We start from the raw sequence: 20,643 nt of genomic DNA on the forward strand, positions 1-20,643 counted from the left end.
GCCCACCCCGGCACCCGATTTATGGCATAATAGAGACCGTATATCCGTCAGGCAGGCCACCGCCCTGCCTTATTTTTCCCCGATATTTTTTCAGACGGCCTATATTTTCACCGCCCGCACAGGCCGTCTGAAACGAAAGCAAACATTATGAATCCGACCTTTTCATCACTCGGCTTGGGCAGCGAAATCGTCGCCGCCCTCACCGAACAAGGCTACGAAACGCCCACCCCGATTCAGGCCGCCGCCATTCCCAAAGCATTGGCCGGACACGACCTTCTGGCCGCCGCCCAAACCGGCACCGGCAAAACCGCCGCCTTTATGCTGCCCAGCCTCGAGCGCCTGAAACGCTACGCTACCCCCAGCACCTCGCCCGCCATGCACCCCGTGCGCATGCTGGTGCTCACGCCCACGCGCGAGCTGGCCGACCAAATCGACCAAAACGTGCAGGGCTACATCAAAAACCTGCCGCTGCGCCACACCGTGCTCTTCGGCGGCGTGAATATGGACAAGCAAACCGCCGACCTGCGCGCAGGCTGCGAAATCGTGGTCGCCACCGTCGGCCGCCTGCTCGACCACGTCAAACAGAAAAACATCAATTTCAGCAAAGTCGAAATCGTGGTGCTCGACGAAGCCGACCGCATGCTCGACATGGGCTTTATCGACGACATCCGCAGCATCATGCGCATGCTGCCCAAACAGCGCCAAACCCTGCTGTTTTCCGCCACGTTCGCCCCGCCCATCCGCAAACTGGCGCAGGATTTCATGAACAACCCCGAGCAAGTGGAAGTGGCCGCCCAAAACGCCGCCAGCGCCAACGTCGAGCAACACGTTATCGCCGTCGACACCGCCCGCAAACGCAATCTGCTCGAGCGCCTGATTGTCGATTTAAACATGAACCAGGTTATCGTGTTCTGCAAAACCAAACAAAGCGTCGACCAGGTAACCCGCGACTTGCAGCGCCGAGAAATTTCCGCCCAAGCCATCCACGGCGACAAATCGCAGCAAACCCGCCTCGAAACTCTGGGCGCATTCAAAGAAGGCGCATTGCGCGTGCTGGTGGCCACCGACGTGGCCGCCCGCGGCCTCGACATCGCCGAGCTGCCGTTTGTGATCAACTACGAGCTGCCCACCCAGCCCGAAGACTATGTGCACCGCATCGGCCGCACCGGCCGCGCAGGCGCCGACGGCGTGGCGATTTCGCTGATGGACGAACACGAACAGAAAATGTTCGAAGCCATCAAAGAGCTGACCCGCAGCCAAGTGGAAGTCGAGCGCATCGAAGGCTTCGAGCCGAGCTGGTGGCAGCAAGACGGCACCGCGGCAACCCCGGCCGCACCGCGCACCGCCCGCGAACGCGAGCGCAACACCCGCGAGCCGAAAAACCGCGACAACAAATACGCCCGCAGCGAAAACCGCAACGAACGCCAGGCCGACCGCAACGACCCCGGCGCCGCCTGCGGCAAAATCGCCGGCCGCTCCCGCCGCAGCCGCCGCGAACGGCAGAAATGCGCCCTGCTGCAACCCAACTACGGCGCGTGAACCGCAGAGTGTTGAAGCCTTTGCACAATTCAACGAGCCTCACCGGCAGCCGCCCGGATCAAGCCCGAACATGATGCAGATGTTTTAAAAACCTGAAATGGTTTTGGCAAAATATATCAGGCCGTCTGAAAATCAAATTTTTCAGACGGCCTGATATATTTTGCCGTTATGAGGCGGCCTTAACGACCTCCTTCACATCTCCGCAGGATCCACATCCACCGACCACCTGATTTTGCCGTCGCGGTATTGCTGCAACACCTGCACCCACAGGCTCACGGCGCGGTGCAGGCTGCGGCGGTCGGGCGATTCTAAAAACACTTGCGCGCGCTCGCGTTCGGCCAGCCGCACCATAAACATCGGGGCGGGGCCGAACACGGATACGTTTTCACTGATTAACGGCTCGGTTACGGCTTTGATGCCGTTGAGAAAATCCATCGCGTCGGCCACTTTGGCGGCATCGGCGCGGATGGCCGTCTGAAAGGCAAACGGCGGCATATTCAGCAGTTTGCGCTCGGCCAATTCGGTTTCGGCGAAGATGCGGTAATTTTGCGCTTTCACGGCGGCGAACACGGGGTGTTCGGGCAGTTGGGTCTGTATCAGCACGCTGCCTGCGGTTTGCGCGCGGCCTGCGCGGCCGGAAACCTGCATCAGCTCGGCAAACAGACGCTCGGGCGCGCGGAAGTCGGCGCTGTAAAGGCTGCCGTCGGCGTTGAGCACCACCACGAGGTTCAGACGGGCGAAGTCGTGGCCTTTAGCGAGCATCTGGGTGCCGACCAGCACGTCGATTTCGTTGCCGGCGATGCGGCGGTATAAATCGGCCCAGTCGTTTTTATGGGCGGTGCTGTCGCGGTCGACGCGGGCGACGGCGGCTTGCGGCATCAGCGCGCGCAGGGTTTCTTCAACGCGCTGCGTGCCCTGGCCGACGGCGGTCAGGTCTTGGTTGCCGCAATCGGGGCATTTGTAGGGCACGCTTTGGCGGTAGTCGCAATGGTGGCAGCGCAGTTGGCGGGCACGCTGGTGCAGCACCATTTTGGCCGAACAGCGTGGGCAGCCGAAAGTGTGGCCGCAATCGCCGCAAAACAGGGCGGGGGCGAAACCGCGGCGGTTGAGGTAAACCAGCGACATACCGCCTTGTCGGTAATTTTGTTGTAAAAGTTTGAGGGCCTGCGGCGAAAAACCGTTGTCGAGTTTCAGACGGCCTACGTTTAAAACCTCCACCTGCGGCAGTTTGGCGGCGGCATGGGCGCGTTCGGCCAGCTCCAGCAGCCGGTAGGCGCCGCTTTGCGCTTTGTGCCAGCTCTCGAGGCTGGGCGTGGCGGAACCTAACACAATCGGGCAACCGCTCTGTTTGGCGCGCCACACGGCCAAATCGCGGGCTTGGTAGCGCAATTCGTTGTCTTGTTTGAACGAGCCGTCGTGTTCTTCGTCCACCACAATCAGGCCGATATCGGGCAGCGGCGTGAACACCGAGAGCCGCGTGCCGATAACCAGCTTGGCTTGGCCGAGCATGGCGCGCAGATAATCCTGCGTGCGCTGTCCGGCGGCGGTTTGGCTGTGCAGCACGGCGGCGGGCACGTCGGCAAACCGCGCCTGCACCCGTTTGAGCAGTTGCGGCGTAAGGTTGATTTCGGGCAGCAGAAACAGCACTTGTTTGCCTGCGGCCAACACTTCGGCCATCACGTCGAAATACACTTCGGTTTTACCGCTGCCGGTGATGCCGTAAAGCAGAAACGGTTGGAAAGTGCCGCCGGCAGCCTGCACGGCCTGCGATGCGGCCTGCTGCGCGGCGTTGAGCGTATGTTCGGACGGATTCAGCTTCGGCGCGGCAGCGTGTGAAGTCTGTATCCAGCCTTGGGCCGCCCATTCTTGCACGAGCTTAGTGGCTTGGTTGTTGATGCGTTTCAAGGCCGCCATTTCGAGGCCGTCTGAAAACAACGCCTGCCATAATGCGTGTTGTTTGCGAAATCGCTCCGGCGGCGGCGTTTGCGCCCTGCCGGTTTCGTTTAAAGCATAAAACAGCGGCGGCTGCGGCATGCCAACGGGCTTCGGCTCTTTCAACCCTGCCGGCAGCGCGGCAAATACGGCCTGGCCGGTGGGGTAATGATAATAGCGGGCGGTAAAGTCGAGTAGCTCGCGCCAGCTTTCGGGCAGCGGCGCCTCATCGGTAAAAGCCGTTTGCACGGGCAGGATTTTCTCAATCGCCATGCTGCTTTCCACGCTGCTTGCCCACACCACGCCCGCCACCGTTTTGCCGCGAAACGGCACCGCCACCCGGCAACCTGCGGGCAGCGCAGTCGGGTGGCGGTAAGTAAAGAGGCCGTCTGAAACCGGCACGTTGAGTGCGATGTGGTGCAAAATCATGCGGGCATTATAAGGGATATGGCGGCATTGCTGAATGCGGCATTGCGGCGGCGCGGCTTCAGGCGGATAATCGCCGTCTTTACCCGGCCGATCTGTTATGAATTCCGCGTATTCCGCCCAAGAAACCCGCAAAGGCATTTGGTATGCCGCCGGCTGTTATGCCATTTGGGGGCTGTTTCCGATTTATTGGTATCCCATCAATCAGGCGGGCATGGCGGCCGATCAGGTGTTGGCGCAGCGGATTACGTGGTCGGCGCTGTTTGCCGTGGCGGTGTTGCTGTTCACCCGTCAGCAGGGCGCGTTTGCCGCCGTGCTCAAACAGCCGAAGGTTCTGGCGGCGCTGGTGTTGAGCGGGTTCTGTATCGGCATGAACTGGCTGGTGTATTTGTGGGCGATTGCCAATAATCATGTGCTCGATGCCAGCCTGGGTTATTTTATGTCGCCGCTCTTTAGCGTGTTTCTCGGCCGCGTGGTCTTGAAAGAGCGGCTGGATAAGCTGCAAGCCGCTGCGGTGGCACTGGCGTTTGTGGGAATTTTGTGGCTGGCGGTGCCGGCCGGGCAGATACCGTGGGTGGCGCTGCTGCTGACGCTGACTTTCGGATTCTACGGTTTTATCCGCAAGCTCGCGCCGGTGGGCGCTTTGGTGGGGTTCACTTGGGAAACCCTGATCCTGCTGCCGTTTGCGCTGGGCTATCTGGCGCACCATTATGCGGCAGGCAGTTTGCAGTTTGCCCAACTGGGTGTGTTGCCGCTGGCGGTGCTGCTCGGCTCGGGCATGATTACCACCGTGCCTTTATTGATGTTCGCTGCCGGTGCGCGGCGGATTCCGCTTTCGATGCTCGGTATGCTGCAATATTTTTCGCCGGTGCTGCAATTATTGGCAGGTTTGCTGCTGTTCGGCGAAGCCTTTGATACCAACCGCCTGATCGGCTACGGCTGGGTGTGGCTGGGCGTGGTGCTGTATCTGCTGGCCGTGTGGCAGCAGTATCGCGCGGCAGGGCATAAGGTTTAGATGCCCTATTCCGAATGGAAAAGCAACAGGTGTAGGAAAAGCTAACGTTGTTTAAAGTATTCAAAGGACAATACTGTATGAACATCCATAAAAACACCCGGCTCTAACCGCCAAGCCATTTGGTGTGCTTATACGCAAGACAAAATTAGCGTTACCACGCCGGCACAACAATACCATGTCAGCAGAGTAACGATTTACCGTATACTCAAAGCAACACGGTTGCGGCTACTGGTGCCGTAAAAAAGCACCAACAACCGCTTTAAGCAAGCAAAATACGGTACGCAACGCCTGACTAAAGTTGAACGGAAAATCGAAGAGAAACTCAAAACACAGACAAAGCGTTACAACAAATCCTCCCTTGGCGAAATGGTTCATTTCGACACCAAGCGGTTGTTCTCACTGCATAACCAAAAAGCAACCAACTCCCGGACTTATCTGTTTGTTGTCATTTATGATTTTCCCGAGAACTGTACGCTGCGATATTGCCGGACCGTACCGCAGCCTGTATAGCCAAATTTCTTTTGCGCGATGTGATAGATTGGATGTAGGAAATTCTAGCGTTGTTTACACTTTCCGTTTTTTGCATACAGACCCATTTTGGGATTTTTGAGGGTTGTCAAGAATGCCGAAAGGCACGGCGAAGCCGCATCGTTCTTGAGAATGCTCAAAAATCACGAAACCATCATTCCAGCAAAAAATAAAAGCCGTTTGGCATAAAAAGTGTAAGCAACCCGACCATTTCCCACAATTGAGACCTTTGCAAAATTCTTTGAGGCCGTCTGAAACATCCAATTATCGTCATTCCCGCGTAGGCGGGAATCCAGATGGAAGTATTGAACTATTGATTAAACAAATACTTGAATACCAAGCGTCTGGATTCCCGCCTACGCGGGGATGACGGAAATCATGTTTTTCAGGTGGTAATTTGAATTTTGCAAAGATCTCAGATTGTGTCCCTATACCATCGAAGCGCCTATTCCGACAACAGTGGAGAATATCAGAACAATACTGGTATCCGTTCGACGTTGTCTGCACGCAAAACAACATAGGCCAAAAGTTCCCCATGTTGCCCAGCTGCAAACCAATGGTAAAACCGAGTGGTTTATCCGTACTTTAATGAAAATGTGGGCATGACAATATCGTTTTAAGAACTCAGCACTCCGGCAAAAAGAGCTAGGTCATTTTGTTAACTTTTATAACACCTCCAAGCCCCACAAGAACCTGAAAGACGGCACAACTTGTGAGATTTTATAGACTTCATTCCCAACCCGTTGTGTAAACACCCCAGCCTTTTCTTACATCTCTATTACCGGTATAACCTGAAAATAAAAAAGAGCCTGCATTTGCAGGCTCTTTTACACTAATCATAAGATTAGAATTTGTGACGCAGACCAACCAAACCGGCGGTAGTTTCAGCTTTGTTCTCACCGCTGCCAGCTTTCAACCAACCGGCAGATACCATGGCAGTAGTGCGTTTGGAGAAGTCATAATCAGCACCTACAACAACTTGTTTGTATTGAGTGCCGTCAACTTTGCCAGAAGCAGTTTTAGCTTTGAAGCCGTGTGCATAAGACAAGCGAGGGGTTACGTTACCGAAGCGATAGGCACCAGTAATAGCCGCTTCGTGGGTTTTCACACCAGCGCTATCGTCGGCTGCACGATCAGCATCAGTATACTCAGTATTGGTAATAGCAGCAGCATAGCTGTCTAAAGAATCCCAACCATTGGTGTATTGATAGCCCAAACCTACGAACAGATTGTTGGCATCATAGCCAGCCTCTACACGATGAACTTGACCGCTTTTGCTTGCATTATTAGCAACATAGGCCGATTTTTTATAACCCAAACCATACTGTGCAAAGAAGCCAGAGTTTTCATAATTCAAACCGGCATAGTAAGCAGAGGTATCGCCTAAGTTATTAGTACGACCAGTGCCGTCAACATTGGTGCCTAAACCGCGAGCCTCAGTTTGGTTGTCACGCGGAGTGTATTGTACGTTAGCACTGAAGCCGCCGAATACGGGGGTGTCGTAACGGGCAGACACTACTTTAGTAGCTGTACGAGTGAATACACCTAAGCCCAAAGCGTTGTTGTTGTATTCCCACGGATCGATAGTACCCATATCGTCGAGTTGGGTAGCGATTTTACCGGCGCGAATGGTACCGAAACCGCCTTCTAAACCGATATAGGCTTCACGATTACCCCAACCCTTATCAGTACCGGCGATAGAAGTTTTTTGCTCAACTTTCCAAATGGCATTCAGGTTGTTACCTACATGCTCATGACCTTTGAAACCGATGCGTGAACCGAAGTCAGCAATTTCAGTTTTGGTGTGATCTTTAGTAGTTACACCACCTTCTTTAACTTTGGTTTGAGAAACTTCAACACCGCCTTTGATTTGGCCGTACAGGGTTACGTCGGCGAAAGCGGCAACAGGCAGGGCAGCCAGGCTCAAGGCAATCAGAGATTTTTTCATTGCTGTATTCCTTTTCTATCGTTTAAGAAAACAAACTCAAATGGGCATGAAACCATCCAAGCTTTGGCATTCATCGCAAGGTTAGCGATTTCATGTCTGCTAATATAATTGCTTCGTTGCAAAAAAACAAACTTTATCGGCTTTAAATGCGCCATCCCTTGGCAGAATGTGTGGGGTTTATTCCACACCATAAAACAAATTCCTTTTAAATCAATTCAATACAAAAAAACCAACGAGATTTGGCACATTTGCAACAAATTGTCAGTTTGTGTTGTTTTTCGGCACCGTAGGGCTTTATCGGTTTTCAGACGGCTTGAACGGTAACGGTTTCGGCTACATCAAGCCTAAACTTCTTAACGCTACGATGCCTGCTGCGGCGGTAAACATGGCGCCGAAAGTGGTGATGCCGGTGATGTTGGCGGCTGCGGTGTCGTTACCGCCCATGGCTTTGGCCATCACATAGGCTGCGGCGGCTACGGGCGTGGCCGTCATCAGGAACAATACGCCGAACGCTACGCCGCTCAGGCCGAAAACCAAACCTGTGATAACGGCGATAACGGGGGCGGCCAACAATCTTCCGATGCTGGCTTGCAGGGAGATATCCGACATTTTCAGCATGGAGCGGATATCGAATGCGGCACCGGCGCAAATCAGCGCCAGCGGCAATGAGATGTTGGCGACATACCCTGCGGTTTTCATAATGGGTTTGGGTACGGGAATATGAAAGTGTTGCAGCAACAAAGCGGCCACGATGGCGAGAATCAATGGGTTGGTGAAGATTTTTTTGAGAATGTTGCCTGCTTTTTTATGCCATGCGCTGCCTTCGGCCCTGCTGAGGGTGATAACCGCCAAGATGTTGAACAATATGGTTATCACGCCGGTATAAACCGCGCCGGCGGCTACGCCGCTTTCTCCGTAGGCGTTGAATACGAATGCCAGGCCCATAATGCCTAAATTGCCGCGGAATACGCCTTGTACGAACACGCCTTTGTCGCGCGGATCGGCAACGAATTTCCATGCGTAAAGTTCGGCGGCGGCAAAACAAACCAGCACGGATGCGGTGCCCGCCGCCAACAGCAGGGCTTGTTCGCCGTAGTTGATGTTGCTTTCGGCAAGATTGGCAAACAGCAGGCACGGCAGGCCGTAGTGGTAAACCAGTTTGGAAGCTTGTGCGATAAAGTGTTCGTTAATTTGTGCCGCGCGGCGCAAAAATATGCCGAAGCCCAGCAGCAGGGTGCTGGGCAGGGTTACATTGATGGCAAACAAAACGGCGTCGGTAAAATTCTGCATGGATGGGTTTGAAACGGTTGTTCGGCAGGCGGCAACGGCAGGTTACTCTAAAATATTATGATGTCGGCCGGACGGCTTGGCGGAGGTTTCCGGCCGTCTGAAACATGGTATATTCCGCCTGCCCCGCAAGGGCTTTGCGGCAGGCGTTTTCAGACGGCCTCAACGGTGTTTGCGCCTGCTTTGGCTTTAATCGGATATTGAAACATATATTATATAGTATGAACGACACTCTGCTTTATCTGTTGTTTGCCGCGTTTGCCGGCATCGGTTTGGGCGTTTTGTTTGCCTGGCTGTTTCTGCGTGCCAAACACCAAGCCCAAGCGCACCGTTTGCACACCGAGCTGGCCGCAGCCGAAACCCGCGCTGCGCAGATCGGGCCGCTGCAAAACGAGTTGGATGAAAGCCGCCGCCGCGAACAGGAAATCCGTGCCGAGCTGCAAGAAACATCAAGCCGTTTCGCCGCCGCCCGCCAGCATATCGAAAGCCTGCAAGAGCGCGAAAACGAATTGGGCCGTCTGAAAAACGATTACCGCGATTTGCAGCAGGAGCTGGCCGAAAGCCGAATCGGTTACGAGCGTTTGAACACCCAAATCGGGCAGGAACGCCTTGCCCACGAAGAAAAAATGGCGCTGCTGGCCGAAGCCCGCCAAAGTTTGGCCGACCAGTTTCAAAACCTCGCCAACAATATCCTCGAAGAAAAAACCAAGCGCTTTACCGAACACAACACCGAAAGCATCAACCGCCTGCTTACCCCGCTCAACGAGCGCATGGGCAAATTCAGCGAGCTGGTGCAGAACACTTATGAAAAAGAAGCCAAAGAGCGGCTGACTCTGGAAAACGAACTCAAACGCCTGCAAAGCCTCAACAGCCAGCTTCACGCTGATGCCAAAGCGCTCACCGACGCGCTCACCGGCACGCAAAACAAAACGCAGGGTAACTGGGGCGAGATGATTTTGGAAACCGTGCTGGAGAATTCCGGCCTGGTTAAAGGGCGCGAATATTTCGTTCAGACGGCCTCCACCCGCACCGAAGAAGACGGCAGCGTCCGCCGCCTGCAACCCGACGTGCTCGTCAACCTGCCCGACAACAAGCAAATCATCATCGACAGCAAAGTGTCGCTTACCGCCTATGTGCGCTACACCCAAGCGCAAACGCCCGAAGCCGCCGAACGCGAGCTGGCCGCCCACACCGCCAGCGTGCGCGCCCACATCAAAAGCCTGTCGCTCAAGCAATACAGCGATTTGGAAGGGGTGAACACGCTCGATTTCGTGTTTATGTTTATCCCCGTCGAGCCGGCCTATTTATTGGCCTTGCAGCACGACGACAGCCTGTTTCAAGAATGCTTCGACAAGCGCATTATGCCCGTCGGCCCCAGCACACTGCTGGCAACCCTGCGCACGGTGGCGAATATCTGGCGCAACGAGCAGCAAAACCAAAACGCGCTCGCCATCGCCGAAGAAGGCGGCAAGCTCTACGATAAATTCGTGGGCTTCGTTACCACGCTTGAAGGCGTGGGCAAAAACATCGAGCAGGCGCAAAGCCAATACCAGGCCGCCTACAAACAGCTTTACGAAGGACGCGGCAATCTGGTCGGCCGCGCCGAAAAACTGCGCAAACTGGGCGTGAAAGCCAGCAAACAGCTCGAAAAAAGCCTGGCGGAAAAAGCGGCCGGCGAAATGCTCGAAGCCCCTGAGGCGGAATCGGAAAACGGGGAAGGGAACGTGTAAATATGGTTCCATTCTATTCGGATTAAGCCGTCGTATGGCGTGTGTACTTTTTCTCAGGTTGGCTGACTGTAGCCCGAAGGGAAAAAGGAAATACGGCAGCATTTGCCGCAGTCTGCCATCGGTGTTTTGTGCGGATTTTGTTTGCTTGGGCTTGAGGTGCCGACTGTTTTTTTATATAGCCGCAGGCCGTCTGAAAGATTTCAGACGGCCTGCGGTCTTTGCAATATTCAAAAAATATCACAAAAAGTTTGAGGCCTTTGCAAAAAAACAATTCAAACCTGAAAACATTTGTGTCTCGTCATTCCCGCGTAGGCGGGAATCCAGCCCTAAAATCATCAAGTATTTTATTTCAATAACTTATGAAAAAGTGGCTAGATTCCCGCCTACGCGGGAATGACAGAAGTTAAGCATTTCAGACGGCCTCAAAATGGTTTTGCAAAGGTCTCAGTTTATTTGCCGCTATTTAGATTCAAGCACGGCAGGTGGCGAAAATGTCTTGCTCTTTGCGGTATTCTGCGGTTTGCACATCGAAAACGCCCAGCAGCGAATGGAACAGGTTGTCGTGCGAATAGCTGCGGCCGGCGTTGCTTTTCAGACAGGCGGCCGACACGCCGCTGCCTTGGTACCAGCCCTGCTTCGCCCAAAAAATCATCGGCACTTGAGTTTGCGTTTTCGGAGCGATAGCGTAAGGCGTACCGTGCAGGTAGATGCCGTTTTCGCCCAATGATTCGCCGTGGTCGGAAACATACCATAAGGCGCTGTCGGTGTCGGTTTGCCGGTCGAGCAGTTTGATGGTGGCGGCCAGCATATGATCGACATAGCGGATGGTGTTGTTATAGGTGTTTTGCAGCGCCGCGGTGCTGCAATCTTGCAACTGGTTGGTGTCGCAAGTGGGTTGGAAGGTTTTGAATTCGGGCGTGTAGCGCTTGTAATATGCGGGGCCGTGGCTGCCTATGGTGTGCAGCACGATGATGCCGTCGCCTTTCATCGCGCGGATTTCTTCTTCCAAACCGTTGAGCAGAGCCATATCGAGACAGCCGTCGCTGCCGCATTGGCCTGCTTGGGCGATGTCGCCGATATTGATGTGTTTGATGCGGTCGCACACGCCTTTGCAGCCGCCGTCGTTTTCACGCCAAGAGGCATAGAGACCGCTGCGTTGCAATACGTCCATCACGTTTTCTTGGTGCTTGGCGCGGCTGGCGTTGTAATCGTTGCGGTTCATATTGGAAAACATGCACGGCAGCGATACGGCGGTGGATGTGCCGCAAGAAGATACGTCGGGATAGTTGATCACGCCGGCGGTTTGTTTCAACTCGGGCGTGGTATCGGGCGCGCCGGGGTTCAGCCCCCAGTTTTGCGCGCGGGTGGTTTCGCCCACCACCAACACCAGCAGGCGCTTACGCTCGTGCGGTGCGGCATGACGTTTGGCATCGTTGCCGATGGTTTCAAACGGACGGTTGGCATCGTAGGCAACATAAGCCGTTTTGATACCTGCACCAATCAGGTTGGTGGGGGTAATCTGGTGGCTGATTTTGGAGTGGTTGCGGAAAAACGAGGCGTAATGCGAATACGATGTTGCCGCCAACGCACCGATAACGGCCAGCGATGCGGCTGCGCTCAAAACGCGCCAGCCCAGCGCTTTATACCATTTGGTTGCATGCCGGATTTTGCCGTAGCGGGCGTACAGCACGGCCGGTAACACGCCGGTAAGCGCCACCCACAGCATGAATTTCCACGAAAGCCATGCGCCGGCTTCCGCCGGATTGGTTTGCAGCAGGTTTTGAATCATGTCGTCATTGAAAAAAATGTTTTGCGTCATCACCGCAAACGACGCGCCCGCTCCGGCAAGCAGCAGCAAGGGGATGGTGAGCCGGTGCAGCTTGGGCCAGAACAAAAGCTGCATAATCAGGTTCATGGCGGCCACCAAAAACAGCGGCATGGTGAGTATCAGCAGCCAGTCGCCGGTTTGGAAAACCGAACGCCAATAACCGATATTGAACACGGCGGCGACATAAAGGCTGAACAGGAAAACGGCGCGGTTGGCAGTAAAACGGAAATGCATGGAGAACTCTTGCTTTGGGATAGTCAGATTAACGAGCGGGCGATTATGCACCGGCAGGATTAAGGCTTTCTTAAGGTATAAACAAAGTTGGAGATATTTTAATAAGACGGCTTTTTTAGAAATTTCTAACAGCCTGACTTGAAAATATTTATTAATAAAATCAATTTATTATTTCTTATTTTCAGGCCGTCTGAAAAAATTGGCGGCTTTAAGGTTTGCTTAAGACGGGTTTGTTTTAATGGCACCACAGCAACAGAGACCGAGACCTCGGCAACCCAACCATCTGCGGCGCATTTCTGCGTTGCACGCTGCTCGCTCGCTTGCCTAACCATATGTTATGTCTGCACTCGCTGCGCTGCTGCGCCTTGAACTGCATCCGCATCTGGCTGGGTTGCCAAGGCCTCATGCTGTTTCATTTTCCCCTTATCAATCATTTTGAATAACCCGTTTCCCACAAGGAGCACACCATGTTGAAACAAACCCTTTTCGGCCTGATGGCCGCCGCCGTATCCTTAACCGCTTTTGCCGAAACCACCTGCACGGCCTACCCGAAAAACGAGCAGATTCCGCCCGCCAAATTCCAAGAGCAGCTCAAGCAGCAGGGCTACCAGATCATGAAATTCAAGCAAACCAAAGGCAATTGCTACGAAATCTACGGCAAAAACAAAGAAGGCAAGAAAGTTGAAATCTATTTCGACACCAAAACCGGCAAACCCGTGAAAAGCAAAACCGAAAGTTAATTTCAGACGGCTTTCACACCGTTATATACGCAGAACCAAGCAGGCCGAGACCTTTGCAAAACCCCCATCTGCGGCGCATTTCTGCGTTGTGCGCTGCTACGCCTTGAACTGCATCTGCATCTAGGGGGGGGGCAAAGGTCTCAGGCCGTCTGAAAAAAACTTTTCAGACGGCCTTGAAGCACCGAGAAAGGACGTATCATGCAAACCGTTAAAGTATGGGATTTACCCGTGCGCCTGTGCCACTGGGGGCTTGCCGCCTGCGTGCTGGCGAATCTGGCGTTTACCGAAGAGGGCAGCGACATCCACGAATATGTTGGCTATACTGCCGCCGGTATTGTCGCCTTCCGCCTGTTGTGGGGCTTTATCGGCAGCCGTTACGCCCGTTTCAGCAACTTTTTCCCCACCCCCTCGCGCCTGATGGCGCACGGCAGCAACATCATACGCCGCCGGCCCGACACCCATCTCGGCCACAACCCTTTCGGCGCACTGATGATGTTTGCCCTGTGGGCGGCGGTTATCGGCTTGGGCGTGAGCGGCTACCTGATGACGACCGACCGCTTCTGGGGCGACGAAACCGTAGAAGAAATCCACGGTTTTCTGGCCGACAGCCTGATTCCGCTGATTGCCCTGCACGTTACCGCCGCGCTGGCCATGTCGTTTCTGAGCAAAACCAATCTGGTGCGCGCCATGATTACCGGCAAGAAAAACGTGCCCGACGATGCCTTCGTTCGGCCGCAGATTTTCGATAAAGATTAGAGCCTTAACCATTCAGTTAAGCGCCCCCCCGATAAAGTTTTCAGACGGCCTCACCATCAGGCCGTCTGAAAATACACCACCGAACACACAACCGAACAAGGCCACCATCATGCGTATCCTCTTAATCGAAGACGACCCCCATATCGGCGACGGCCTCTATCACGGCCTCACCAAACATGGCTTTACCGTCGATTGGCTGAAAACCGGCAAACACGGCCGCGACGCCCTTTCCAACGCGCCTTACGATGCCGTGGTGCTCGATCTCGGCCTGCCCGATATCGACGGCATGGACATTCTCGCCGGCTGGCGGCAGCAGCGGCACGACACGCCCGTGCTGATACTCACCGCCCGCGACGCCCTGCCCGACCGCCTGGCCGGCCTCAATGGCGGCGCCGACGATTATCTGTGCAAGCCCTTCGCACTCGACGAAGTTGCCGCCCGCCTGTTGGCACTGGTGCGCCGCAGCCAAGGCCGCGCCGCTTCGCTGCTCGAATACGGCAGGCTGAAGCTCGACACTTCCGCCAAATCCGCCGAGCTGGCCGGCGAGCCGCTCGCCCTCACCCAGCGCGAATACGTCCTGCTCGAAATGCTGCTCTCGCAACCCAAACACATCCACAGCCGCGCCCAAATCGAAGACAAACTCTACGGTTGGGATCAAGAAGTCGAAAGCAACGCCGTAGAAGTGCACATTCACAACCTGCGCAAAAAAATCGGCAAAGACTTTATCCAAACCCGCCGCGGCTTGGGCTACCAAATCGGAACCGCACCGTGAAATTCTTTTGGAATATGTATCCCGCCACCAGCCTGCGCCGCCGCCTGTTTGTCTATATCAGCGGCGGCCTGCTGGCCGTTTGGCTGGCCTCGGTCAGTGCCGCCGCCTATTTTTCACTGCATGAAATCGATGAAGCCGCCGACAGCCAGATGTCACAGCTTGCCCAAACCCTGATGCAGGTGTCGCACGACAACAATACCGTACGCAATATCGTCGATATCGAAACTCTGCTCGACAGCAATCCCGGCGACGCACAAACCAGTAACTACGGCTTTGCCGTGTGGGACAAAAACGGCCGGCTCTTAATGGCCGACCGGCACGGCAAAGAGATTCCGTTTCAGACGGCCTCAGGTTTTCGGAACAACCATCCGGTATGGCAAAGCGGTGCATGGCGTTATCTCTACCTGCACGATAAAGTGGACGGCCACACCGTTGCCGTATCGCAACGCTTAAAAGAGCGTCTTTCCATCGTTGCCAGCGCCGTCGGTGCCCAATTGGCCGTTTCATTCTTAGCCTTACCCGTTTTGCTGATGCTGATTTATTTCGGCATACGCCGCGGCCTGGAACCGCTCGACAAGCTTTCCGACGAACTGCGTACCCGCGATGCCGACAGCCTGCACGCCGTATCCGAAGACGTACCCGCCGAAGCCCTGCCCATGGTGCAGTCGCTCAACGGCCTGCTCACGCGCGTGTCGGCTGCCATCGGCCGCGAACGCCGCTTCACCTCCGATGCCGCCCACGAATTGCGCAGTCCGCTGGCCGCACTTAAAGTGCAGGCCGAAGTGTTCGCCCTGAGTAACGAGCGCGAACAGCCCTACCACTTAGCCAAAATGCACGAAAGCATCGCCCGCGCCCAACGCCTGACCGAGCAACTTTTGGTGTTGTCGCGCATCGACCCGCTAAACGAAGTGCCCGATGCCGAACCCGTCAACTGGCAGCAGATTGCCCACCAAGCCCTGAAAAGCGCCAACCTGCAAGCCCGCGAAAAGCGCGTGCGCCTGCAACTGAACAGCCCCTGCGGCATCGAAAACGCCCTGCCCCTGCACGGCAACGCCGTATTGCTCGAGCTGATGCTGCGCAACCTGCTGGACAACGCCGTGCGTTACAGCCCCGAGAACAGCCGCGTATCGCTCACCCTCAACCGCGACGGCATCAGCGTGTGCGACGAAGGGCCGGGCATCGCACCCGAACACATGATGCGTATCTGCGAACGCTTCTACCGCCCCGCCGGCCAAGCCCAGCAGGGCAGCGGTTTGGGCCTGTCGATTGTAGAAAGCATCGCCGCCCTGCACGGCCTGCGGCTGGATTTGCAAAACCGCCCCGAGGGCGGTTTGTGTGCGGGTTTGGAAAAGGCCGTCTGAAACATCCGGCCGCCGTCATGCCCGTGCTCAACCCGGGTATCTGTTATTTCTTTTGAAACAAAAAGATGTTTGGGTCAAGCCCGGGTATGACGTAACGGTTGCCAAACAAACAGAGACTTTGCAAAACTGCCTTCAGGCCGAGACCTTTGCAAAATTCTTTTAGGCACCTTAAAACACTTGCGTCATGCTCGGGCTTGACCCGAGCATCTGTTTGTTTTAGAAGCAAAAGAGATACTCGGGTCAAGCCCGAGTATGACGGAATATCATACATTCAGGATTAAAACGGCTTTTTTGCAAAGGCCTCAAGCGGTTTTACCAACAAAAAACGGCTGCGCATAAACGCAGCCGTTGCCGTATGTTTCACCATACCGGTTGATCAGTTCGACCCCACTTTGATTTTCTGCCACAGATTTACCGTGAGTTTCTTCGCATCGCCTTCCATCTGCGGCATCACGAAGCCGTTTTTCATGTCTTCCTGAGTCGGGAAGATGGAACGGGTGGCCACCAGTTCTTTCGGCAGTTTCTCGCGTGCCGGCAGGCTGGCCGGTGCAAAGGTTACGGCTTTGGCGTTTTTCGCCGCAATTTCGGGGTCAAGGGTGTAGTTGATGTATTTGTGCGCGTTGGCTACGTTTTTCGCATCGGCGGGAATCAGCCAGGATTCGATCCAGAAGCCCATGCCTTTGGGCGTGAGCACTTCGATGCCGACATTGTTTTTCACTTCCTCCGAACGCGCTTTGGCCATATTCAGGTCGCCGCCGTTACCGGCCGCCAAACACACGTCGCCGCGCGCCAGCTCGTCGATAACCGAGGGGCTGAAGCGTTTCACGTCGGGGCGGATGGCCTGCAACACGCCGGCGGCCGCCTTGATGTCTTCGGCATTGCTGCCTTTCGGGTCTTTGCCCAAATAGTTCAACACAATCGGGAACATTTCAGACGGCGTGTCCCACAGCGCGATGCCGCAGGATTTCAGCTTGTTGGTGTATTCGGGTTTGAACAGCAAATCCCAGCCGTTTTCAGGCAGCTGCCCGCCCAGCACTTCTTTGCCTTTGGCGGTGATGGCCAGCGTGTTCACACCCGAGAAATAAGGCACGGCATATTCGTTGCCCGGATCGGCGGTTTCGAGCATTTTCAAAAGCTCGGGATCGATGTTTTTATAGTTGGGGATTAAGTCTTTATGTATTTTCTGATAGGCGCCCGCTTGGATTTGGCGCGGCAAAAAGGCGATGCCGGGCACCACCAGATCGTAGCCCGACTTGCCGGTCAGCACTTTGGCCTCCAGCGTTTCGTTGTTTTCATACAGGTCGTAAGTGAGCTTCAAATTGTTGGCTTTTTTAAAGTCTTCAACGGTGCTCTCGTCAACATAGTTCGACCAGTTGTAGATATTGAGCGTATCGGTAGCGGGCAGGCCGTCGGTGGCAGCAGCGGCAGAACCTGCATCTGCTTGAGGTTGGGCGGGTTTTTGCTCGCTTTGGCCGCCGCAGGCTGCCAAAGACAAGGCTGCGATAACGGCTAATACAGATTTTTTCATACGGGTTGGTTTCCTAATGAAAGGGTTGAATGAACGAAAAACCGCTGCCCCATAAAAAACCCCGGCGGCGGCGCGGGCTATTGTAAAGGAATGCTTAATAAAAATCAAAGTGATATGCACGTTTTCTTCGTATGGCCGTATGAAGCGGGCGAAGGCCGTCTGAAAACGGCAGGCAGCGGCGGGGCTGTCGTTTTTCGGGCAGGCTTCTGCAAACGGAAAGCGGCAGTCGGTGAAAACACTTGCACAGATAAGGCTAAGTATTTAAAATTACGCGTTTACGAAATTAAATTTTGATTTTTATCAGGAGACATTCAATATGGCCAACAGCGCACAAGCCCGCAAGCGTGCCCGCCAGTCGGTTAAACAACGTGCCCACAACGCCAGCCTGCGTACTGCCTTCCGCACTGCGGTTAAGAAAGTATTGAAAGCGGTTGAAACCGGCGACAAAGCCGCCGCACAAGCGGTTTACCAAGAGTCGGTAAAAGTAATCGACCGTATTGCCGACAAAGGCATTTACCACAAAAACAAAGCAGCCCGCCACAAGAGCCGCCTGTCTGCCAAAATCAAAGCTTTGGCTTAACCCGGTTCCGGCGCAGTGTCTGCTTTCCGCCACGGCGGAATGCGGAACGTTGCTTGAATACAATGCCCCTGAAGAGCGGATATCGAGCCTTTCGGGGCATTTGCTTTTTGTTCGGCGCAAGGGTAAATTAGACCGCCGAACGGCCTTGAAACCGGTGCACATTTCAGCTTAACTATTTGAGCAGCAATGGCTTCAGACGGCCTATAGTGAATTCACGCTTCAATACAAGGCAGCAAGCCGCAGACAGTACAAATAGTACGGAACCGATTCTGTTGCCACTTTAGCGGCTTACAAAATCGTTCTCTTTGAGCTAAGGCGCAGCAACGCCGTAATGGAGTAAGTGGATTCACTATAAATATACCCGATACGCCCAAAGGTAGCCCATATGACTTGGAAACATTTCGTTGCAGCCGGAGCCGGTTTGGCGGCCTTTTCTTCCGCCGCATTCGCCGAAAACAACAATGCCGCGCTGCAATGCACGCTGATACAGGACAATGCCCTGCGGCTGGCCTGTTTCGACAAAATCTATGCCGCCCAATTTCCGCCGCAAACACCGCCGGTGGCCGAAAAGCAGCCGCCCAAGGCGGTGGATTTGGTGAAATCGGTGGATACGAGTTTGACCAAAAAAGAGCCTACGGTTGTGTTCAGCCAAAACGATGCCGGCAGCGAGCCCACCGAAGCCCTGCTCGATGCGGCCGATGCCTATACGCCGTTGAGCCTGATGTATGATTTGGACCAAAACGACGTGCGCGGCATTTTGTCGGTGCGCGAACACAATCCCATGTATCTGCTGCCCGCCTGGTATAACAGCAGCCCCAACCGCTACCCTGAAACATCTACGCGCGGCGTAACCGACGACGTCCGCGCCAAAGACCAGAAACGGCTGGAAGCGAAAATGCAGGTGTCGTTCAAAACCAAACTGCTGGAAGATTTGTTCCGCACCCGCTCCGACGTGTGGTTCGGCTACACCCAAACCGCGCACTGGCAGTTGTGGAACCAGGGTGAAGAATCCGCCCCGTTCCGCAACAACGATTATTCGCCCGAAGTTTTCATCACCCAGCCCGTGAAGGCCGACCTGCCCGGCGGCGGCAAGCTGCGTATGCTCGGCCTGGGCTTCGTGCACCAATCCAACGGCCAGAGCCGCCCGATGTCGCGCTCGTGGAACCGCTTATACGGCATGGCGGGTATGGAATGGGGCAAGCTGACCGTGATTCCGCGGTTGTGGGTGCGCGCGTTCGACCAAAGCGGCGATAACGACGACAACCCCGACATCACCGACTACATGGGCTACGGCGATTTGAAACTGCAATACCGTTTCAACGACAAGCAAACCGTTGCCGCCACCATGCGCTACAACCCCAAAACCGGCAAAGGCGGCGTGCAGGCCGACTACACCTTTCCGATTAAAGGCAAGCTCAAAGCCTATGTGCAGGGCTACCACGGTTACGGCGAAAGCCTGTTGGACTACAACCACAAGCACAACAGCATAGGCTTCGGCGTAATGCTCAACGATTGGGACGGTTTTTAAACACCCGATTCGCGGCAAACACTCGTTTCTTACTGCCCGAGCGCGTATAATGGCGCGTTCGGGCGGTATTTACCGTTCACCACATATGGAATACCGATATGGCAAAAAATGCGGCTGAAAGCGGCGGCATCTCTAAGGCATTGAAAAAATACCTGATTACGGGCATTTTGGTGTGGCTGCCGATAGCCGTAACGGTATGGGTGATAACCTATATCGTTTCCGCATCCGACCAACTCTTCCAACTTTTGCCCGAAAAATGGCAGCCGGCCAGCCTGATGGGCTTCAACATTCCCGGTTTGGGCGTGATTGTGGCCGTGGTGGTGCTGTTTGTAACCGGCCTGTTCGGCGCCAACGTGCTGGGTAAGCAGATTATTGCCGCGTGGGACAACCTGCTCGGCCGCATTCCCGTGGTGAAGTCGATTTATTCCAGCGTGAAAAAGGTTTCCGAATCGCTGTTGTCCGACAACAGCCGGTCGTTCAAAACCCCCGTTTTGGTGCCGTTTCCGCAGCCGGGCATCTGGACCATCGCTTTCGTGTCGGGCAGTTTGGCGGGCGCAGTGGCGCGCAGCCTCGATAACGGCGAAGAATACCTTTCCGTTTACGTGCCGACCACGCCCAACCCCACCGGCGGCTACTATGTGATGGTGAAAAAAAGCGACGTGCGCGAACTGGACATGAGCGTGGACGACGCACTCAAATATGTGATTTCGCTGGGCATGGTGATGCCGGACGATCTGCCGGTAAAAGCCCTGCCCGATGCGCAGAGGCCGTCTGAAAACCCCGAGGGGCAAGAATAAGCGCAAGGCAATATTTTTTATTGCAGGCCGTCTGAAAAAACAAAACCTTTTCAGACGGCCTGCCGATACCGTTCAACACATTTGTCAGAAAATCAAACGAAAACAAACCGAAGG

At 54.8% G+C, this 20,643-nt stretch carries 15 protein-coding genes and 1 pseudogene; 11 read left to right on the forward strand and 5 right to left on the reverse strand.

Annotation, left to right across the window (positions count from 1 at the left end; genetic code table 11):
* Positions 1-147 precede the first annotated feature (147 nt).
* On the forward strand, positions 148-1,539 hold the full coding sequence (locus NQ012_RS07210) for a DEAD/DEAH box helicase (protein ID WP_115336263.1): 1,392 nt from the start codon (positions 148-150) through the stop codon (positions 1,537-1,539).
* A gap of 192 nt (positions 1,540-1,731) precedes the next feature.
* Here NQ012_RS07210 and NQ012_RS07215 read toward each other — a convergent pair whose 3' ends face one another.
* Complete coding sequence (locus tag NQ012_RS07215; RefSeq protein WP_257066931.1) at positions 1,732-3,900, reverse strand: primosomal protein N'; 2,169 nt, start codon at positions 3,898-3,900, stop codon at positions 1,732-1,734.
* 97 nt (positions 3,901-3,997) lie between these two features.
* Between NQ012_RS07215 and rarD the strand changes: the two genes are divergently transcribed.
* Together rarD and NQ012_RS07225 are read left to right on the forward strand one after the other, a co-directional pair.
* Positions 3,998-4,912, forward strand: a complete 915-nt coding sequence (gene rarD, locus NQ012_RS07220) for an EamA family transporter RarD (protein WP_257066933.1) — start codon at positions 3,998-4,000, stop codon at positions 4,910-4,912.
* 77 nt (positions 4,913-4,989) lie between these two features.
* Positions 4,990-5,451, forward strand: a pseudogene (locus tag NQ012_RS07225) (IS481 family transposase); the annotation flags it as partial.
* A gap of 833 nt (positions 5,452-6,284) precedes the next feature.
* Here the strand turns inward: NQ012_RS07225 and porB are convergent.
* Both porB and NQ012_RS07235 read right to left on the reverse strand, forming a co-directional pair.
* Positions 6,285-7,388 (reverse strand): trimeric porin PorB, encoded by a 1,104-nt coding sequence (porB, locus tag NQ012_RS07230; RefSeq protein ID WP_257066934.1) that lies wholly within the window; start codon positions 7,386-7,388, stop codon positions 6,285-6,287.
* Between the two features lie 333 nt (positions 7,389-7,721).
* Positions 7,722-8,678, reverse strand: coding sequence for an AEC family transporter (locus NQ012_RS07235; RefSeq protein WP_257066935.1), 957 nt, complete (start codon positions 8,676-8,678; stop codon positions 7,722-7,724).
* Positions 8,679-8,896: 218 nt separating this feature from the next.
* On the opposite strand from NQ012_RS07235, the gene rmuC reads away from it, so the two are divergent.
* A complete protein-coding gene (gene rmuC / locus NQ012_RS07240; protein WP_257066936.1) occupies positions 8,897-10,405 on the forward strand; it encodes a DNA recombination protein RmuC in 1,509 nt (502 codons plus the stop codon).
* Positions 10,406-10,874: 469 nt separating this feature from the next.
* On the opposite strand, the gene NQ012_RS07245 is transcribed toward rmuC, so the two are convergent.
* A complete protein-coding gene (locus tag NQ012_RS07245; RefSeq protein WP_257066937.1) occupies positions 10,875-12,467 on the reverse strand; it encodes a phosphoethanolamine transferase in 1,593 nt (530 codons plus the stop codon).
* 467 nt (positions 12,468-12,934) lie between these two features.
* Here NQ012_RS07245 and NQ012_RS07255 point away from each other — a divergent pair, with 467 nt between their 5' ends.
* From NQ012_RS07255 to NQ012_RS07270, 4 genes are all read left to right on the forward strand, one after another.
* Positions 12,935-13,207, forward strand: a complete 273-nt coding sequence (locus NQ012_RS07255) for a PepSY domain-containing protein (RefSeq protein ID WP_257066938.1) — start codon at positions 12,935-12,937, stop codon at positions 13,205-13,207.
* A 198-nt stretch (positions 13,208-13,405) separates the two neighbouring features.
* Positions 13,406-13,963 carry a cytochrome b/b6 domain-containing protein gene (locus NQ012_RS07260; protein WP_257066939.1) on the forward strand — a complete coding sequence of 186 codons (558 nt, stop codon included), beginning with the start codon at positions 13,406-13,408 and terminating at the stop codon, positions 13,961-13,963.
* Positions 13,964-14,072: 109 nt separating this feature from the next.
* A complete protein-coding gene (locus tag NQ012_RS07265) occupies positions 14,073-14,735 on the forward strand; it encodes a response regulator (RefSeq protein WP_257066940.1) in 663 nt (220 codons plus the stop codon).
* Positions 14,732-16,096 (forward strand): ATP-binding protein, encoded by a 1,365-nt coding sequence (locus NQ012_RS07270; protein WP_257066942.1) that lies wholly within the window; start codon positions 14,732-14,734, stop codon positions 16,094-16,096. The genes NQ012_RS07265 and NQ012_RS07270 overlap by 4 nt, the downstream gene beginning before the upstream one ends.
* 376 nt (positions 16,097-16,472) lie before the next feature.
* On the opposite strand, the gene NQ012_RS07275 is transcribed toward NQ012_RS07270, so the two are convergent.
* Complete coding sequence (locus NQ012_RS07275; RefSeq protein WP_257066944.1) at positions 16,473-17,624, reverse strand: extracellular solute-binding protein; 1,152 nt, start codon at positions 17,622-17,624, stop codon at positions 16,473-16,475.
* A gap of 316 nt (positions 17,625-17,940) precedes the next feature.
* Here NQ012_RS07275 and rpsT point away from each other — a divergent pair, with 316 nt between their 5' ends.
* The 3 genes from rpsT (at position 17,941) to NQ012_RS07290 (ending at position 20,529) form a co-directional block, all read left to right on the forward strand.
* Positions 17,941-18,204, forward strand: a complete 264-nt coding sequence (gene rpsT / locus NQ012_RS07280) for a 30S ribosomal protein S20 (protein WP_257066945.1) — start codon at positions 17,941-17,943, stop codon at positions 18,202-18,204.
* Between the two features lie 385 nt (positions 18,205-18,589).
* Positions 18,590-19,732: a phospholipase A gene (locus NQ012_RS07285; protein ID WP_257066947.1), complete on the forward strand. Its 1,143-nt coding sequence runs from the start codon at positions 18,590-18,592 to the stop codon at positions 19,730-19,732.
* A gap of 98 nt (positions 19,733-19,830) precedes the next feature.
* On the forward strand, positions 19,831-20,529 hold the full coding sequence (locus NQ012_RS07290; RefSeq protein WP_257066948.1) for a DUF502 domain-containing protein: 699 nt from the start codon (positions 19,831-19,833) through the stop codon (positions 20,527-20,529).
* Positions 20,530-20,643 lie beyond the last annotated feature (114 nt).

The organism is Neisseria dentiae (genome assembly GCF_024580525.1).
GTDB lineage: Bacteria > Pseudomonadota > Gammaproteobacteria > Burkholderiales > Neisseriaceae > Neisseria > Neisseria dentiae_A.

What these genes read in the sequence shown, in the direction of transcription:
- NQ012_RS07285 (WP_257066947.1), top strand. Translation starts at nt 18,590, where the DNA reads ATGACTTGGAAACATTTCGTTGCAGCCGGAGCCGGTTTGGCGGCCTTT.
- NQ012_RS07210 (WP_115336263.1), top strand. Translation starts at nt 148, where the DNA reads ATGAATCCGACCTTTTCATCACTCGGCTTGGGCAGCGAAATCGTCGCC.
- NQ012_RS07255 (WP_257066938.1), top strand. Translation starts at nt 12,935, where the DNA reads ATGTTGAAACAAACCCTTTTCGGCCTGATGGCCGCCGCCGTATCCTTA.
- NQ012_RS07275 (WP_257066944.1), bottom strand. Translation starts at nt 17,624, where the DNA reads ATGAAAAAATCTGTATTAGCCGTTATCGCAGCCTTGTCTTTGGCAGCC.
- NQ012_RS07215 (WP_257066931.1), bottom strand. Translation starts at nt 3,900, where the DNA reads ATGATTTTGCACCACATCGCACTCAACGTGCCGGTTTCAGACGGCCTC.
- NQ012_RS07260 (WP_257066939.1), top strand. Translation starts at nt 13,406, where the DNA reads ATGCAAACCGTTAAAGTATGGGATTTACCCGTGCGCCTGTGCCACTGG.
- NQ012_RS07235 (WP_257066935.1), bottom strand. Translation starts at nt 8,678, where the DNA reads ATGCAGAATTTTACCGACGCCGTTTTGTTTGCCATCAATGTAACCCTG.
- NQ012_RS07265 (WP_257066940.1), top strand. Translation starts at nt 14,073, where the DNA reads ATGCGTATCCTCTTAATCGAAGACGACCCCCATATCGGCGACGGCCTC.
- NQ012_RS07290 (WP_257066948.1), top strand. Translation starts at nt 19,831, where the DNA reads ATGGCAAAAAATGCGGCTGAAAGCGGCGGCATCTCTAAGGCATTGAAA.
- rarD (WP_257066933.1), top strand. Translation starts at nt 3,998, where the DNA reads ATGAATTCCGCGTATTCCGCCCAAGAAACCCGCAAAGGCATTTGGTAT.
- rpsT (WP_257066945.1), top strand. Translation starts at nt 17,941, where the DNA reads ATGGCCAACAGCGCACAAGCCCGCAAGCGTGCCCGCCAGTCGGTTAAA.
- rmuC (WP_257066936.1), top strand. Translation starts at nt 8,897, where the DNA reads ATGAACGACACTCTGCTTTATCTGTTGTTTGCCGCGTTTGCCGGCATC.
- NQ012_RS07245 (WP_257066937.1), bottom strand. Translation starts at nt 12,467, where the DNA reads ATGCATTTCCGTTTTACTGCCAACCGCGCCGTTTTCCTGTTCAGCCTT.
- porB (WP_257066934.1), bottom strand. Translation starts at nt 7,388, where the DNA reads ATGAAAAAATCTCTGATTGCCTTGAGCCTGGCTGCCCTGCCTGTTGCC.